The 14889-nt window shown below is 70.5% G+C and carries 15 protein-coding genes; 7 read left to right on the forward strand and 8 right to left on the reverse strand.

Annotated features, from left to right (window positions below; translation table 11 throughout):
* Positions 1 to 47: 47 nt before the first annotated feature.
* The 4 genes from ACFP2T_RS00355 to ACFP2T_RS00370 form a co-directional block, all read right to left on the reverse strand.
* Positions 48 to 458 (reverse strand): VOC family protein, encoded by a 411-nt coding sequence (locus tag ACFP2T_RS00355; protein WP_377416021.1) that lies wholly within the window; start codon positions 456 to 458, stop codon positions 48 to 50.
* 72 nt (positions 459 to 530) lie between these two features.
* Entirely contained in the window at positions 531 to 923 is a 393-nt protein-coding gene (locus tag ACFP2T_RS00360; RefSeq protein WP_377416023.1) for a helix-turn-helix domain-containing protein, read from the reverse strand.
* A 48-nt stretch (positions 924 to 971) separates the two neighbouring features.
* Entirely contained in the window at positions 972 to 1166 is a 195-nt protein-coding gene (locus ACFP2T_RS00365; protein ID WP_377416025.1) for a DUF397 domain-containing protein, read from the reverse strand.
* Positions 1154 to 1921, reverse strand: coding sequence for a DUF5753 domain-containing protein (locus tag ACFP2T_RS00370; RefSeq protein WP_377416027.1), 768 nt, complete (start codon positions 1919 to 1921; stop codon positions 1154 to 1156). Before ACFP2T_RS00370 ends, ACFP2T_RS00365 begins: the two co-directional genes overlap by 13 nt.
* 527 nt (positions 1922 to 2448) lie before the next feature.
* Between ACFP2T_RS00370 and ACFP2T_RS00375 the strand changes: the two genes are divergently transcribed.
* The 3 genes from ACFP2T_RS00375 to ACFP2T_RS00385 all read left to right on the forward strand — a co-directional run bounded on the left by ACFP2T_RS00375 (position 2449) and on the right by ACFP2T_RS00385 (position 4826).
* Positions 2449 to 2760 (forward strand): hypothetical protein, encoded by a 312-nt coding sequence (locus tag ACFP2T_RS00375; RefSeq protein ID WP_377416029.1) that lies wholly within the window; start codon positions 2449 to 2451, stop codon positions 2758 to 2760.
* 126 nt (positions 2761 to 2886) lie between these two features.
* On the forward strand, positions 2887 to 3147 hold the full coding sequence (locus ACFP2T_RS00380) for a hypothetical protein (protein ID WP_377416031.1): 261 nt from the start codon (positions 2887 to 2889) through the stop codon (positions 3145 to 3147).
* Positions 3144 to 4826, forward strand: a complete 1683-nt coding sequence (locus ACFP2T_RS00385) for an amidase (protein ID WP_377416033.1) — start codon at positions 3144 to 3146, stop codon at positions 4824 to 4826. Before ACFP2T_RS00380 ends, ACFP2T_RS00385 begins: the two co-directional genes overlap by 4 nt.
* Before the next feature lie 62 nt (positions 4827 to 4888).
* On the opposite strand, the gene ACFP2T_RS00390 is transcribed toward ACFP2T_RS00385, so the two are convergent.
* On the reverse strand, positions 4889 to 5470 hold the full coding sequence (locus tag ACFP2T_RS00390) for a hypothetical protein (RefSeq protein WP_377416035.1): 582 nt from the start codon (positions 5468 to 5470) through the stop codon (positions 4889 to 4891).
* Positions 5471 to 5569: 99 nt separating this feature from the next.
* On the opposite strand from ACFP2T_RS00390, the gene ACFP2T_RS00395 reads away from it, so the two are divergent.
* From ACFP2T_RS00395 to ACFP2T_RS00405, 3 genes are all read left to right on the forward strand, one after another.
* On the forward strand, positions 5570 to 6790 hold the full coding sequence (locus ACFP2T_RS00395; protein ID WP_377416037.1) for an NHL domain-containing protein: 1221 nt from the start codon (positions 5570 to 5572) through the stop codon (positions 6788 to 6790).
* A gap of 82 nt (positions 6791 to 6872) precedes the next feature.
* Positions 6873 to 7304 carry a hypothetical protein gene (locus tag ACFP2T_RS00400; protein WP_377416039.1) on the forward strand — a complete coding sequence of 144 codons (432 nt, stop codon included), beginning with the start codon at positions 6873 to 6875 and terminating at the stop codon, positions 7302 to 7304.
* Positions 7305 to 7393: 89 nt separating this feature from the next.
* A complete protein-coding gene (locus ACFP2T_RS00405) occupies positions 7394 to 8407 on the forward strand; it encodes a hypothetical protein (protein WP_377416041.1) in 1014 nt (337 codons plus the stop codon).
* 49 nt (positions 8408 to 8456) lie between these two features.
* Here the strand turns inward: ACFP2T_RS00405 and ACFP2T_RS00410 are convergent, their stop codons facing one another.
* The 3 genes from ACFP2T_RS00410 to ACFP2T_RS00420 all read right to left on the reverse strand — a co-directional run bounded on the left by ACFP2T_RS00410 (position 8457) and on the right by ACFP2T_RS00420 (position 13098).
* Positions 8457 to 10058, reverse strand: coding sequence for a GTPase family protein (locus ACFP2T_RS00410; RefSeq protein WP_377416043.1), 1602 nt, complete (start codon positions 10056 to 10058; stop codon positions 8457 to 8459).
* On the reverse strand, positions 10055 to 12130 hold the full coding sequence (locus ACFP2T_RS00415; protein WP_377417794.1) for a dynamin family protein: 2076 nt from the start codon (positions 12128 to 12130) through the stop codon (positions 10055 to 10057). Before ACFP2T_RS00415 ends, ACFP2T_RS00410 begins: the two co-directional genes overlap by 4 nt.
* A gap of 104 nt (positions 12131 to 12234) precedes the next feature.
* Complete coding sequence (locus tag ACFP2T_RS00420) at positions 12235 to 13098, reverse strand: IniB N-terminal domain-containing protein (protein WP_377416045.1); 864 nt, start codon at positions 13096 to 13098, stop codon at positions 12235 to 12237.
* A 355-nt stretch (positions 13099 to 13453) separates the two neighbouring features.
* Between ACFP2T_RS00420 and ACFP2T_RS00425 the strand changes: the two genes are divergently transcribed.
* Positions 13454 to 14881: an Hsp70 family protein gene (locus tag ACFP2T_RS00425; RefSeq protein ID WP_377416047.1), complete on the forward strand. Its 1428-nt coding sequence runs from the start codon at positions 13454 to 13456 to the stop codon at positions 14879 to 14881.
* Positions 14882 to 14889: the final 8 nt, after the last annotated feature.

Here is a 14889-nt window from a genome sequence, read left to right on the forward strand (position 1 = left end):
GACCCGGGTGATAGTCGACCCGGATCAGGGCGAGGCAGGGCCTTTCATTAAGCCTTCGGCTGGGTGAAACGGATGCTGTTGCCGAATGGGTCACGAAGGCCGCAGTCGATGCCGTACGGGCGCTCGGTGGGCTCCTCGGTGAACTCGACACCCAGGCCCAGGAGCGTCTCGTACGTCTTGCGGCAGTCGTCGGTGCTGAAGATGAGGTGGCCGCCCGTCGCACCCTTGGTCACCAGCTCGCGGACCTGCTGCGCCGTCTCCTCGGACATCGCCGGCGGGCCCGGCTTCTCCAGCAGAATCTGACGGTCGGGGTGACCGGGGACGTTGACGGTCAGCCAGCGCATAAAGCCCATGTCGACGTCGGCGTTGACTTCCAGACCAAGCTTGCCCACGTAGAAGTCGAGGGCCTCGTCCTGGTCGAGGACGTATATCTGTGAGTGCGTGATGGCGTTGAACATGTTCACAACGCTAACGAGCAAGCCGGCCGAAAACTTATCCGAAACTGCTCAGTTGCCGGACGGACGAGCAGGTCAGGCGCTCGGCCGTAGCCAAGCCATCGTGAAGCACGTCGGCACGTCCGTGGCCACCGCCTCCTTGCGGTACGTCCTCGGCGACCGGCCGACGATGTCGCTGAACGTACGGCTGAAGGTTCCCAAGCTACCGAAACCGACTTCGAGGCAGATATCAGTCACACTCCGGTCCGTCTCCCGCAGCAGGAACATCGCCCGCTCGACCCGGCGGCGCTGGAGATAACGGTGCGGCGTCTCGCCGAACGTGGCCCGGAAGGTACGTGTGAAGTGCGCCTCCGACACATGGGCGATCCGGGCCAGGGCCGGGACGTCCAACGGCTGCGCGTACGCCCGGTCCATGGCATCCCTGGCCCGGAGCATGCGGCGGTTGGTCTCCTCGGCAGCGCGGCTCACCGCACCATCACATCACGCCGCCGCGCCATCGACGACCGAGGCCACCGGCTACGAGCGGTGCGCTACCTCGGCAACGAACGTGCGCCACGCCGACGGACCGAACGTCAACACCGGCCCCCGCCGATCCTTGCTGTCCCGCACGCCGACAACGCCAGGAACGTTCTTCGCCACCTCCACGCAGGTGGACCCACCGTTGCTGCTCCGGGTCGACTTCCGCCAGATGGCGCCGGTCAGGTCTGCCATGTCGCTGCCACTTCCTTGATCAGGCTGAGGGTCTGTTCCGTGGGCAGGGCTACGGCCCGGATGGCTTCCCAAGCCTCCCCCAGGTTATCAATGTCTTCCTGCTGAGTAACCACGTGCGCGCGGAGCCGATCGTCGAGGTGCGCGGCCTCCCCGTTCGGCCCCTTCGCCAGGATGAATGCTCCGGCGAGCCCAACATGGCCCCCGGCGCTGGCCGGCACCGACTGAATGTGCACGTGGGGCCGCTCGGCGAGCCGGACGAGGTGTGCGCACTGTTCGACCATGACCGCCGGCCCGCCGACACAACGTCGAAGAACGGCCTCGTCAACCATGGCGAAGAACTGGGGCGGCTTCGCTCCGGACAGGATCGCCTGCCGCTCCATTCGTGACCTCGTACGCTGCTCCACCTCGTCGGCGTTGAACAGTCCACCCCAGCCGAGGACGGCCCTCGCGTACGCCTCGGTCTGAAGCAGTCCGGGCACCAACGCCGGCTCGAACCACCGGAGCAACCGCGCCTCGCGTTCGAATTCGATCCACTCGCGCAGCCATATCGGCTCGCGGCGCCGCAGTACGTCCGGCCAGAGGTCTGCTACGTCCCGTCCGACGGCCGCCGCGACCTGGGCACGATGTCGCGTCTGTGGAATCCGTCCAGGGGTTACCCATCGGGCCGCCGTCTTCGGATCTACGCCTATCTGGCCCGCGAGTGATTCGGCGGTCTCGCCCGCCTCGACCATCGCGACTTGAAGGGCGTGGTTCATTCCAACTCCCCACAGGACGTACCGAACGTAAGGAAACCATAGCGGAGCGCGGTGTGATTGTTCCATCACGGAGTGCACGATCGCTCCAGCACATCCGCTCGGATCCAGCCACGGCAAGGCATCTGAAGGACGGGTGGGTGTTGCGGCGGGGGTGGTGCCAGGTCCTTGGTCGGATCTTGGCACCGCCCCCGTTCCATTTCGGTGACGGGAGGAAGAAATGAAACGGCAACACCGCATCCGACCACGCCACCGCCGGGACTGGCGCCGCCTCTGGCTGCGCTGCCGCTGCGGGTATCGCTGGCGCTGCCCCGACTCGGTCCAGTTGGTTCCGAGGCCGTACGAGCCCACGGTGCCCCCGCTCGACCGCGCGACCTACCGGGCGGTCGTCCGCGCACCGGCACCCGCAATCGTGACCCTTCACGCCCCGCCCCCGCCGGCCCAGAGGCGGGCGACGAACCAGCGCACCGCTGGCCATCTAGCGGGCAGGGCGGGGCGACTGACTCCCGCGCAGGCTGACCGGGCACGGCATGCCAAGCGCGTCCGGGGCTGAGCCGCATCGTGCCCGGCCGATCCAGACCGGCCGGCTCGTGGTGCGCCGGCCATTCGAGAGGTTCCGCGCGCACACGCACACGAGGCCGCTGTTCCTGTGCCGCGAGTGCGGGGCACCGTGGCCGTGTCAACCCGCGCGGCTGGCGTTGCTGGTCTGCTACCGGGGCGATCCACAGGGGCTGCGTGACTTCCTGTCCGGCCGGCTCATGGTCGCCAGGGCGGACCAGCCACGGATCGACCCGGCCGAGCTGGCGGTGCGGTTTCTCGGTTGGATACCGCCGGATCCCTGACTGCCGCATCCCACCCGCGTCCCCGGCCCGAAACAGTTGGTGACCGCCGCGCAACCGGTGACGCGCGGCGCCGAAACAATCGCCGCCTTGACTCCTCGCACTGTTCCTGAGCGAGAGAGGAATGGCATGGCGATTCCACCGCCCCCCACCGACGCGGAACTGGACGTCTACATCAGGACCCGGTTCGCCCTCATCGGCATCGACCTGTCCACTCTGCCGGAGAACGATCCGAGCGCACCGATGGACCAGGCCCGGGTGATGTCCAACGCCCGGAGCACCATCCGACAGGAAGTCAGCTACGCCGACTACGTCCCCGACCAGCAGGCGCACGCCGCAGTCCTCTACCCCGCACCGATGTCGATCTGGACGGGGGCGTACCAGCCGTGACGACGACTCCGATCACACCCACGACTCCGATCACGTCCAGCACGGCCGGCGACGACGCCGAGGCCGTACCCCAGGATCTGACCGTCGACCGACGCTGGTTCCTGTCCCGGATGGCCGGGGTGTGGGCGGCGGCGGGAGCCGGCGGCGTATTCGGTGCCGGGGCGCTCGCCGCGCCCGTGCTCGCGCACGGCGGCGGCGGGTCCACCGGCAGTGTCTGGGAGACGGCGTACGCACCGACGATCCGTCGGGCCGCGCTGCTCGACCCGACCGAGCTGACCATCAGCGAAGCCGCCGCCGCGTTCCGGCGCCGGCTGCTCGACCCGGTCGAGCTGATGGAGTCCTATCTGGACCGGCTCGACCGGTACGACAGCGTCTACCAGGCGTACCTGTGGCGGCCCGGCAACGCGGAACTGCTCGCGGCGGCCCGTCGGGTGAGGATCACGTCGAGGTCGACGCCGCTGGCCGGCATCGTCACGGCGGAGAAGGACAACTTCTACACCAAGGACATCCCGACCACCGGAATGTCCCCGGTCTACGCCGATTTCGTCCCCGAGTACGACTCGACCGTGCACGCCCGACTGAAGGCGGCCGGCGCGATCATGATGGGCAAGGCGGCCATGGGCCCACTCGCCTCCGGCCGGGCCCGGCTCCCCGACGGCACCGCGACCACGGTGAACGCCTGGACTCCGGACGACATCCGGTACAGCCCGAGCGGTTCCAGCGGCGGCACCGCCACCGCCGTCGCCGGTCGGCTCGCCACCTCCGGCACCGGCACCCAGACCGGTGGCTCGATCACCAGCCCGTCGACCGCACAGAACCTCACCGGCCTGAAGCCGACCTTCGGCCGGGCCTCGCTGTACGGCATCATCCCGCTGACCTTCACCCGGGACCATCCCGGTCCACTGGCCCGGGACGCGATGGACGCCGCCATCATGTTGCAGTCCTTCGCCGGACCGGACCGCAACGATCCGCGTACCCTCGGCATGCCGCCGGTGCCGAACCTGGTCAAGGCGGCCACCGTCCACCGGTACAGGGGGCGGCCGAGGGTCCGCTGGGCGACCACCGTCGGCTACCCGCCGGACTTCCTCGACGGGTCGAACCCGGAGACGCTGGCGCTGCGGCAACAGCTGTTGCAGATCCTCACCTCGGTCGGCTGCCGGGTCAGCGAGGTCCCCTACCCGGCCGACTGGGAGCTGCTCTCCGGACTCTCCAGCACCGCCGGCGAGGCGACCAACATGTTCCTGCCACAGTTGCGCCGGGACGTCAGCCTCTTCGCCGACCGGCTGCCCGGCTTCCTCAACGGGATGTTCCGCAGCTCCGACAACTACATGAAGATGCTCCAGGCCCGCTACCAGTTCCTCCACCTGGTGCTCACCGGCATCTTCGACAAGTGCGACGTGTTCCTCACCGGCACCGTCTTCGACGGGATCGGCCTGCCGCTGATCGCATTCCCGTACGGGACCGGGGTGGACGGTACGACCGGGCTGACCGTGCCCCGGGGCACCACGCTCGGCGCACCGCCGTTCGGCGAGGAGCGCCTGCTCGCGGTCGTCGCCGCGTACCAGGCCGTCACCGAGCACCACCTCCGGCGCCCGCCGGATCCGACGGTCACCGCCAGCGCCCGCCGGGCCGGCGCGTACAAGGTTCCCGCCGAGTACGACGCGACCGACGAAACCTGATTCACAGGTGGCCTGTCCCGCCGTCCTTCCCTGCGGCGGGACGGGCCGGGCCGACGCGATACTCAGCGGCGGTGCCGGTTGCGGGCCCGCAACTCGGTCATCAGGTCCCGCCACTGTCGCGGAATGCCGATGTCGAAGTACTCCGACTTGAGAGTGATGATCTTCATCTCCCGGTCGCTGAGCAGCGACTTCATCGCGGAATGCAGCTCACCGAGAAAGGCCGCCTCGCCGAGCCGCTGGATGCTTCCGGGCTGGACGTCGACGTTCCACTGCATCAGGCCCCAGGTACGAATCCGTACCGCACCGCCGGGCGAGACGCCTTCGCCCTCGATGTTGTTGAGCTCCTCCTCGTACCGTCGCCGGTGCGGATCATCGGTCGGCCGCTCGGCGGCGGCGAGTTCGTCGGAGCTGAGCCCCTGCGACAGCCGGTACGCCTCAGACCGCGCCCGGTGGTAGGCGACCCAGGTCGTCACCCCCAGCCGGCCGAGCTGGTGACTGAGGTGTTCCTCGTCGTACCGGTCGAAGGCGCCCGGCGCGAACGTGATCTCTATGTCGTGGTAGTTGGAGACCCGGGCCTGAATGCGCTGGTCGGGGGAGGCCACCGTGACAACCATGTTGTCGAGGTGCTCGCCGATCGATGCCATGTCGTTCCCATTCTGGAATCGAGGGTTGTCGCAGGCCAACCTTAATGCGGCACGCAAAGACGATCTAGCTCGTGGCGTGCCTGTGGTAGACAAAGACCCGTGCTTCCGACACATCGCCTGTCCGCGTTACTCACCGCGCTCACCATCAGCGCCACGCTGATCCCGCCCACCCCGGCATACGCCGACCAGAACGGTCTCGACGTGTTCGCCGGCACCGGCACGGCGGGTGCGACCGGAGACGGCGGACCGGCCTCGGCCGCCCTGCTCAACCATCCGACTGGGGTGGCGGTGGCCGGCGACGGCACCGTCTACATCAGTGACGGTGGCAATCGCCGGGTCCGGAGGGTTGCCCCGGACGGCACCATCTCCACGGTCGCGGGCACCGGCCGGGCCGGCACGGCCGGCGACGCGGTGCCGGACGGCACCCCGGGTGACCAGGTGGATCTGCTGTTGCCGCAGAGCCTGGCGGTCGGTTCCGACAACACCCTCTACATCTCCGATCCCGGCCTGTACCGGATTTTCCGGCTCTCCCCGGACGGCCGGCTGTCGGTCTTCGCCGGCACCGGCGTTCCAGGGCTGATCGGTGACGGCGGTCCCGCCATCCGGGCCTCCTTCGGCCAGCTCGGCGGCCTCGCCGTCGCCCCGGACGGCACCGTCTACATCGGAGATCTGCGCACCCATCGCGTCCGGGCGGTGTCGCCGGCAGGCGAGATCAGCACGGTGGCGGGCAACGGCAACGGTCAGATCACCGCGGCGGGTGGACCCGCCACGACGGTGGCGTTGCCGAACCCGAGCAGCCTCTCCGTCGACGCGGGGGGTGCCGTCTGGATCGGCACCGGGCTCACCGTGCACCGGCTCAGCGGTGGGAAGCTGGCCACCGTCACCCTGCCCGATCAACCCGACGGCGGTCGCTGGGGGCTCTCCGAGGCGGCGACCTGGCCGCTGCCCGAGTCCCCGCTGACCAACGTCGCCGCGGTCAGCGCGGTGGGCGACCAGGTCTACCTGCTCGACCAGCAGTCCCGAACGGTTCTTCGGCTCGGCACCGGAGACGCCCTGGAAACCGTGGCGGCGCTCGACTCGGCCGAGGGCCCGGTGGCCGGGCCGGTCGCGGTGGCTGCGGCGGGTGCCGCCTACCTCGTCGACAACGCCAGCCATCGGGTGTATTCGTTCCGCCCCACCGCGCCCCGCCCGGACGGGCCGGACGGTCCGGACGGTCCGGACGACGGATCATCGGTGCCGTGGTGGCCGTTCGCCGTCGCCGGAGCCCTCGTCATCGCGATCGGCGCCTGGCTGTTCGCGCGACGGCGACGAGCCCACTGAGGGAAGCGTCGCACGTTCCACCGCGGCCCCGCCGGGCCGCCGTCCCCGTCCGACAGCAACAGCAACAGCCCAGGGAGCCTCGATGGCAGAAATCGTCGGTGGAGATCTGTACCACCTCTGGCGGGTGTCCGACGTGCACCTGCCGCGCATCGCGGACGTGTACTACGACGCCAGCCGCGCCCTCGGCGGCGCGACCGGAGACGACGACGGCGCGTTCCGGGCCAACACCCCCACCGGGCCCGGCGGCACCATCATGTCGAGCGGCGGCGCCGCGGCCTGGGGTGATCTCCGGGACGAGATGCAACGGATGTACGGGCAGATCGGTGGGACGATCCTCAATGCGGGCGAGGCGATCCGCAGGGCACAGCGGGCGTACGTCGATGCGGACATGGCCAGTGCTGACGCGCTCTCCCAGTACCTGCACGACCCGACCAACCACGATCCCAACAACCCCGCCTCGAACCCGCCCCGGCAAGGCGCCGACGACCATCCCGGCGAGCCCTACCAGGGCTGACCCCGCCAGCGGGCGACCCGACCACGCAAGCTGACCAACCACGCAGAGCTGACCGCCTTTGCGGGGGCAGTTGAAGGAGCAAGTTAGCCGTGAGCACGCAAGTTGAAACCCCAGCCGATCTGGCCGGCGGCACGTACAAGGCGACCATCCGGGAGAAGGCCGCTGAGCTGAAGCGCGAGTTGATCAGGCAGACGCTCGACGACATCGAGTCCTGGCGCAAGGCCGTGGACCTCGAATGGGCCCAGGCGCACCCTGAGCAGCCCGCCCACTCGCCGATCCCGCCGGCGGAGATCGAGGGCTACAAGAACACGGTCCGCAACGAGTACTACGAGTGGGTGGAACCGGCCTTCGAGAAGTACCTGGAACCCGACCCTGACGGCACGAACGGGATGATCGCCGCGCTGCGTACGATCGAAAGCTCGTTCCAGGGCAGCCAGGACGACGCCGGCAGCTTCAGCGGGGCCAGCCCCGCGCTGTCCCGGATCAACGACGTCCGGACCGACATGGCCCAGTGGCAGGGTGACCTGCAGACCAACTTCATCGACAACTTCCTCACCCCGCTGCAGAGCGCCTCGATCAATCAGGCCGCGGTCGCCAAGATCGCCCGCGAGCAGCTCGAATGCAACAAGGTCATCTACATCCGGTACCGCAAGGGCATCCTGGAGCTCGTCAAGCAGGCCATCGAGGCGGTCAAGACGCTCAACAACAACAAGGACCCGAAGAGTTTCGAGTGGGGCACCATCGTCGTGGCCGTGGCCGGCGCGGCCCTGGCGGCGGTTCCCGGTGCCGGCTGGGTCGCCGCCGGTGCGGTGCTGACCATCACCGCGACGATCGCCGAAGGTCTCGTGCCGGAGCCGCCCAAGAAGCACGACCTGGGTGCCCCGACGGCCCAGGAGGTCGCGGTCAAGGTCGCCGAGGGAATGTCCAAGATGGACGCGGACATTTTCGAGGAGGAGCGGAAGGTCAAAGCGGCGTTCGAGAGCATCCTCGAAGGCGTCAGCAACGCGCGCCGGGAAGGCGGTCCGCTCTCCGTGCCGGAGCCGGCCCTCAGCTCCGCCCGGCCCGGCGAGATCACCGACGGCTCGCTGCGCCCCCACGACTAGTCTAGGCGTTCCGGGACGGGCTGCGGGTGAACGGAACGCGACCCGTGGGTCAGGAGAGTTCGGCGAGCATGCCCTCGCAGCTCCGAACCACGACCCGGGCCGCCCTGCGCTGGTCGAGACCGCGCACCGGATCCTCGGCCAACTCCTGCCAGTCGCGTACCGCAGCCGAGCCACGCGCCCACAGCTCGTCCACCCCAGCGTCGTGCTCGACCCCCAGCCGGGCCGCCAGGCTGGTGCCGTCCGCACCGATCAGTCGATTGGCCTCGGCGGTCAGTTCCGGCTCGAACCGGACCTGACCGCCGAGCAGCGCGGCCGACAGTCGTAGTTCCCGGAACTCGTGCGCGCCGGTCAGCACCTGCTCCAGCCGGGCCAGCAGCTCCTTCGCGCCCGGCCGGGGCTCGGCCAGCAGCAGCGTCTCCAGCGCCAACAGCGCGGCCCGGGACTTGAGCACCGGGGCCCGGTCCACGAAGTACCGGGTGATCGACTCCCGCAGTTCGGTCAGCCCGCTCCGCCGGACCAGCTCGGCGGCGAGCCGGCCCCGGCTGTCGCAACCGGTTCGGACCAGGGTGGTCGACAGCCGTACGCCGAAGATGCCGAGCCGGTCCAGCAGTCCGCGCCGGGTCTCGACGTCGAGCGGGACCGGAAAGTCGGCGGCGGTGAACCGGTCGGTGGAGAGCAGGACCCGATCCGTCTCCGCCCGTTCGAGCCCGGCCAGTACGGCCAGCGCGGCGAACTCCGGCTCGCTCAGCATCCGCCCCGCCAGCGCGACGAGACCACCGAGCGCGACCACACTCAGGCACTGGGAGTTGATCCGTGGATCGCGCCGGTGCCGCCGGGCGAGCTGCCGGGCGGTCAGCAGCGCGTCCACCCGACCACCGGCGAGTTCGTCGACCCGGGACAGCACCAGGAGCACGTTGACCGGGGCGGCCCGGGCGACCGTGCCCGGCAACGCCGTCTGGAGCAGCCGCAGGTCATCCCCCCGGCCGTCCCGGCTCAGGTACAGCACTGCGTCCGCCTCCCGGACGATCCGCTCGATCGTCGCCGAGCCGCCGTCGGACAGCCCGGCACCACCGCCACCGGGCAGGCCGGCAACCGCGCCGGCACCCGGTCCGGCACCGAGCGCCAACCGCCGGTCGCCGGAGCGGGCATCGCCGGGGCGTCCGTCGTCCGTACCCACCAGGGCGTCGTCGATCCCGGGGGTCACCGCCGGGGTGTCGATCAGGATGGCGTGCCGCAGGGCCCGGGCAGGCCACTGCACCACGATGTCGTCGACCTGGTCCCACCGGCCACCGCCCAGGTCGACCCGGATGCCGCCGCCGCCACGGCTGACCGCGAGGTCCCGGGGCGAGCCGGTGGCCGGGTACGCGGTGACCCGGGGTTCCGGCCCGTCCTCGTACCAGGTGAAGACCTGGCGGCCGTCCGCCACCTCGACCGGAGCGACCTCCTCGCCCATGATCGCGTTCAGCAGGGTGGACTTGCCCGACCGCCACGGGCCGGCGACGGCGATCCGCAGCGGCTCGGAGAACCGGCCGAGCTGACGGCCCAGCTGCTCCACCGCCCGAGGATGGTCCCGGTACAGCTCCAGCGCCTCGTGCAGCAGCTCCCAGGCCGACTCGTCCAGTCCGGACACCCGGCTCCGGCTCCGGCTCACGGCCCCGGCTCCAGGCCCGTCCCACCGGCGGCGACGCTCTGGACGCCGACCAGCGCCTGGGACCGCTCGTACAGGTCCGCCAGCCGTTTCATCTCCAGAGCGATCCGCCGGTGCCGCTGGTCGCGTTCTGCCGCGTCGGCCTCCGCCGCCTGCTTGGCGCTGCGGAACGACCGCACGATCCCCTCCTGCAACTCCTCGGTCAGCCCGGTGAAGTGGTCCCGGAGCATCCGCTGCACCTGCCGGGCGGTGTCCTTGCAGTCCTTGCTCAGCCGGAGGAAGAAGTCGTCGACGTGCCGCTGGGTCGCCGTCTTGACCGCCGCCTGGCGCCGCTTGAGCAGTGACTTGCCCTCGTCCCGCACGCTCTTGCCACCGAACAGCGCACCGGCGCCCAACGAGATCGGGTTGATCAGCGGCATTCCGGCCAGCGTGGTGGCCAGGCCGAACATCAGCACCCCGCCGTACGAGCCGCGCAATCCGGTGACCAGCTTCTGGGTCCGGGTGAACCGCTCGACGGAGGGCTGGTCCATCACCTGGATCCGGTCGGCCAGGTTCTCCGGCACCCGGACGGACCAGCTCGGCAGCGCGTCGAAGTCGTACCGGTCGAACCGGCTCGCGACCCGTTGGGCGATCCAGCCGCAGCGCTCGGCCAGCCAGGCGTAGTTCGCCTCCGCCGCGTCGGTCAGGTTCTCCGTCAGCCAGTCCTGGAAGGTGTCCCAGCCGGTCAGCGGATCGGCCTTGTCGAACGCCTCGTCCACCTTGCGCAGAATCTGCCGGGTACGGTCGCGCAGGTCGTACTCGACGTCGGACATCAGGTCCGCCATCTCGTCGTTGAGGGTGTTCTGCCAGCGCACGGAGCACCGGCGTAGCTCGTCCACCTCCCGCTGCGCCGCGTGCAGTTTGGAGATCGGGCCGGAGGACTCCACGGCGGTCGAGATGGCGAGTTCGGCCCGCAGCGGCGCGGCGAGTTGCTCGATGACGGTCCGGGCGCTCAGTGCCACGGCGGCTCGGGCCAGGTTCTCCGACTTGCCGGCCTGGTCCCGCTTCAGCCGGTTGATCAGCTCGGGGAAGTGCGACTCGGCGTTGAGCTGCTTGTCGTTGCTCCGGGCTGCCTGCAACCGCAGCGTCGCGGAGACCGGGAGCAGCGTCGCCGGCACACCCGCGTCGGCCAGGTGCTGCCGGTTGCGCTCGACCACCGCACGCCAGTGCGGCACCATATCGATCTTGCTCTGCACGACGACCAGGTTGGCCTGCGACTGGGCGATGTGCAGCAGCAGGTTCAGCTCGGTGACCGAGAGTTCCCGGGTCACGTCGGAGACCAGCAGCACCAGGTCGGCGTGGCTCGGGATGGCGGCCGGGCTGACCTCGCGGCCCGGATCGGTGCGGCCCGCACCGGGCGTGTCGATCAGCACCACTCCGGAGGCGAGCAGCGCCCGGGGGATGCCGATCTCCGCGTGTTCGGCGCCGCCCGGACGCCGCCCGGAGGTGTCGCCGATCCCGACCGTACGCCCGCCACCGCTTGTCGTACCGGCGGCCTCCGCGCCGGCCACGACGTCGGCGATCCCCCCGCCGCGACCGCTGATCCGCGCGGTGACCTGCTCGATCGGCACGGTGACCCGCCGGGCCGGGCCGGACGCCTGCGCAGCGACCGGGGCGGCGGGGCGGGACGTCCCGAGTCGTTCCTCAGGAGTACGTCGCTGCTCCTCCGGATGCCGACGGCGCTCCTGGGAAGTGCGCCGCTGCGCCGACCGGCCATCGGGCGACCGCCGCTCGGCCGGCTCCTCACCGGCCGGAAGCGGGCTCCAGACCAGGGCGGCGGTCGGCGCCGCGGCGTGCGCCACGACGGTCGGGATGGTGGTGCTGACGCCCTCTCCCACCGGGCATACCGAGGCGTTGAGCAGAGCGTTGACGAGCTGGCTCTTGCCCTGCTTGGGCTCGCCCAGCACCAGCACCCGCAGCCTCGGGTCCAGCAACTGGGCCCGCCTGCGCCGGAGCCAGTGGATCAGGTCACCACGGCCGTGCGCACCGGAGACCCGAACGATCTCGTCGAGGACATCAAGCCAGATGGGCGCCATCACCGCACCAAGTGTGCCGGTTGCGCCGGAATTATCAAGAGGACCGAAGGCCGGACCGTGGGACCACGGTCCGGCCTTCGGTGGGCCTCACGGACTTCCCGCGCTCAGAGAAGGCCGTCCGTGATTCCCAGAAGGCCGCCGGAGGTGGAGGCGTCTTCGTCTCCGGTCAGGCCGCTGTCACCGAGGACACCGGAGGTGGTCCCGTGCAGGGTGTCACCGACCTGGTCGGTGAGGCCGGTCACCGTCGAGGTGGCGTCGAGGTCGCCGAGCACGGGTGCGTCGGCGGAGCCGAGTTGGTCGAGGTCCAGGGTGTCGCCGACCCCGCTGACGGTGTTCGTCACGCCGAGCGAGTCGACCAGCCCGGTGACCCCGTCCAGGGTGCCCCGCACCGTTTCGCCGGCGAAGTCGACCACGCCCAACGGGCTGTCGTCCACCGTTTCGCCGACCAGGCCGTCGGTCGTGCCGACCACGTCGGTCGGCACGGTGAGGACCGGCTCCGCGACGTCCGAGTCGAGGGTCTCGGCGACGTCCACACCGGTCGGGCCGAGCGGGTCCGCGAGCGGGTCGTTTTCGATTCCGAGACCCGGCAGGACGGAACCGACCATGCCGAGACTGCTCGGCGCGACGCTGATGGCACCCAGCGTCGCCGCGTTGATGTCGGAACCCGTGGTGTGCGTACCCACCGGGATCTGCTGCGCGACGCTCTGCAACTGACCGATGACGCCGCTCGGGTCGAGCTGGAACTGGCCCAGTCCGAGTTCGTCACCGACCGGGACCAGTGAGGTGAGGCCCTGGACCGGCGCGTAGTCCACCACCAGCGGCACCACGTCCTGCACGTCCGCGACGCTGATGTCGGACAGGCCCGCCTCGCGCAGGGTCCCCTCGGGATCGATCTCGAACGCCGACCGGGCATCCGGATTGGTCAGCAGGTTGAGCACGAAATCGTGCAAGGTCTGGGGCGAGCCCATGTGCCGGTCTCCTCGTTGCGATCCTCGCCCGGTCCGGGGACTGGGTGCGGTGAACCGGCGCGTCGCGGTTCGAATGTCGTAGCCGACGGTAGGCGGAGAACGCCGCACCGGACATCGGGGACGACGCCGGGTTTCAGACCGTTCACGCTAGGGCCGCGCCTTAGATCTGCGTTAGGGGCATAGGGGATGCGTTCCGTCAGAGTTAGGGTCCCGATGGCGGATAGATCTCTGGTACGAAAAGATGACTCCCTAACGGCCCACCGGGCGATGCCAAATGCCCGGGCCGGTCCCCGGTGGGGCGGCATCGTCCTACGCGCCGTCCCGGGACAATGACTCGCGGTGAAGGAATGGTCGGATGCCCTACGTCCTCGGAATCGACATCGGCAGCACCGCAACGGCTGCCGCCGTCGTCCGGCTCCGGGGCAACGCCTGGGATCCGCCCGAACCCGTCCGGTTGGGCGCGGTCGACCACACCGTGCCGTCCGTACTGCTGATGTCCAGCAACCGGTCGATCACCGTCGACGACCCCGACGAGTACCACGGGCAGATCGACAGCGGCTGGATCGCCCGCGGGTTCACGGGCCGGGTCGGCGACGACGTACCGCTGCTGGTGGGCGGCGAGGCGTGCTCGGCGCAGGCGCTCACCGCCATGCTGGCGATGTGGGTGGTCGAACGCGTGGTGGACCAGGAGGGCGAGCGTCCCGAGTGGATCGTCCTGCGCCATCCGGCGAGCTGGGGCGGCCACCGTCGGCACCTGCTCTCCGAGGCGCTCTGGGACGCCGGCCTGACCGACGTCACGCTGCTGCCCACCCCGGTGGTCGCGGCCGCCAGTCACGCCGCGCACGGCTTCACCGGCCGGACTCTCGCGGTCTACACCCTCGGCGGCCACAGCTTCGAAGCCGCGGTGGTCGACCGGGCCCAGCCGCTCGGCTTCGAACTGCGGGCCGCCCGGTCCGACACCGAGCCGCTCGGCGGGGCCGACTTCGACGAGGCGCTGGTCGAGCACGTCCGTACCAGCCTGGGCAAGGAACTGTCCGACCTGACCGACCCGCTGGTCCGGCAGGCGCTGCTCGACCTGCGCCGCGAGTGCCGGCGGGCCAAGACGACGCTGACCGTCGCCGGCAGCGTGGACGTGGCGGTCCGGTTGCCGCGCCGGCACACCCGGGTGCCGGTGACCCGGGCCGAGTTCGAGGACCTGATCCGACCCGCCGTGGCGATGACCGTGGACGAACTGCTCCGTACGGTGCGCACCTGCGGCCTGGCCCCGGACCAGCTCGACGGCGTCCTGCTGGCCGGCGGGTCGGCCCGGATCCCGCTGGTCCGGGAACTGGTGGCCGAACGGTTCCCGGTGCCGGTCGAGGTCGAGGCCGATCCGCAGCTCACCGTCGCCTCCGGTGCGGCACTGGCCGGCTGCCAGATCCTGGACCACCAACGCGGCAACCGGCCGCCGCCCCGGCCACCCGTGATGCGACCGCCCCGGCCGGGATTCCGGCGCGGCGATCCGCCGGCCCGGCGACAGCGGGGCCGGTCCGGTCAACAGCCCGACGGATCCGGCCGCGAGCCGGGCCGGTACGACGAGGAGCGGACCCAACTGCCACCCCGGCCACCGATCCGGATCACCCCGTTGGAGATGCCGATGCGGGCGCTGTCCCGCCTCGCGTCCGGGCGCGGCACCATGACGGTCGCGCTGGCGGTCCTGGCGATCGGCCTCGCCGCCCTGCTCAGCGTCACCGTCGGGCCCGACGCGCTGACCGTCGCGGGTTCGATCGGGCCGGTACGGTGAGGTCCCCG

It is taken from the genome of Plantactinospora solaniradicis, assembly GCF_042658085.1.
GTDB classification, from domain to species: Bacteria; Actinomycetota; Actinomycetes; order Mycobacteriales; family Micromonosporaceae; genus Plantactinospora; species Plantactinospora solaniradicis.

Excerpts from the sequence above, each read along its gene's own strand:
- ACFP2T_RS00355 (WP_377416021.1), bottom strand. The coding sequence starts at position 458 with ATGTTCAACGCCATCACGCACTCACAGATATACGTCCTCGACCAGGAC.
- ACFP2T_RS00365 (WP_377416025.1), bottom strand. The coding sequence starts at position 1,166 with ATGGCAGACCTGACCGGCGCCATCTGGCGGAAGTCGACCCGGAGCAGC.
- ACFP2T_RS00370 (WP_377416027.1), bottom strand. The coding sequence starts at position 1,921 with ATGAACCACGCCCTTCAAGTCGCGATGGTCGAGGCGGGCGAGACCGCC.
- ACFP2T_RS00375 (WP_377416029.1), top strand. The coding sequence starts at position 2,449 with ATGCCAAGCGCGTCCGGGGCTGAGCCGCATCGTGCCCGGCCGATCCAG.
- ACFP2T_RS00380 (WP_377416031.1), top strand. The coding sequence starts at position 2,887 with ATGGCGATTCCACCGCCCCCCACCGACGCGGAACTGGACGTCTACATC.
- ACFP2T_RS00390 (WP_377416035.1), bottom strand. The coding sequence starts at position 5,470 with ATGGCATCGATCGGCGAGCACCTCGACAACATGGTTGTCACGGTGGCC.
- ACFP2T_RS00400 (WP_377416039.1), top strand. The coding sequence starts at position 6,873 with ATGGCAGAAATCGTCGGTGGAGATCTGTACCACCTCTGGCGGGTGTCC.
- ACFP2T_RS00415 (WP_377417794.1), bottom strand. The coding sequence starts at position 12,130 with ATGGCGCCCATCTGGCTTGATGTCCTCGACGAGATCGTTCGGGTCTCC.
- ACFP2T_RS00420 (WP_377416045.1), bottom strand. The coding sequence starts at position 13,098 with ATGGGCTCGCCCCAGACCTTGCACGATTTCGTGCTCAACCTGCTGACC.
- ACFP2T_RS00425 (WP_377416047.1), top strand. The coding sequence starts at position 13,454 with ATGCCCTACGTCCTCGGAATCGACATCGGCAGCACCGCAACGGCTGCC.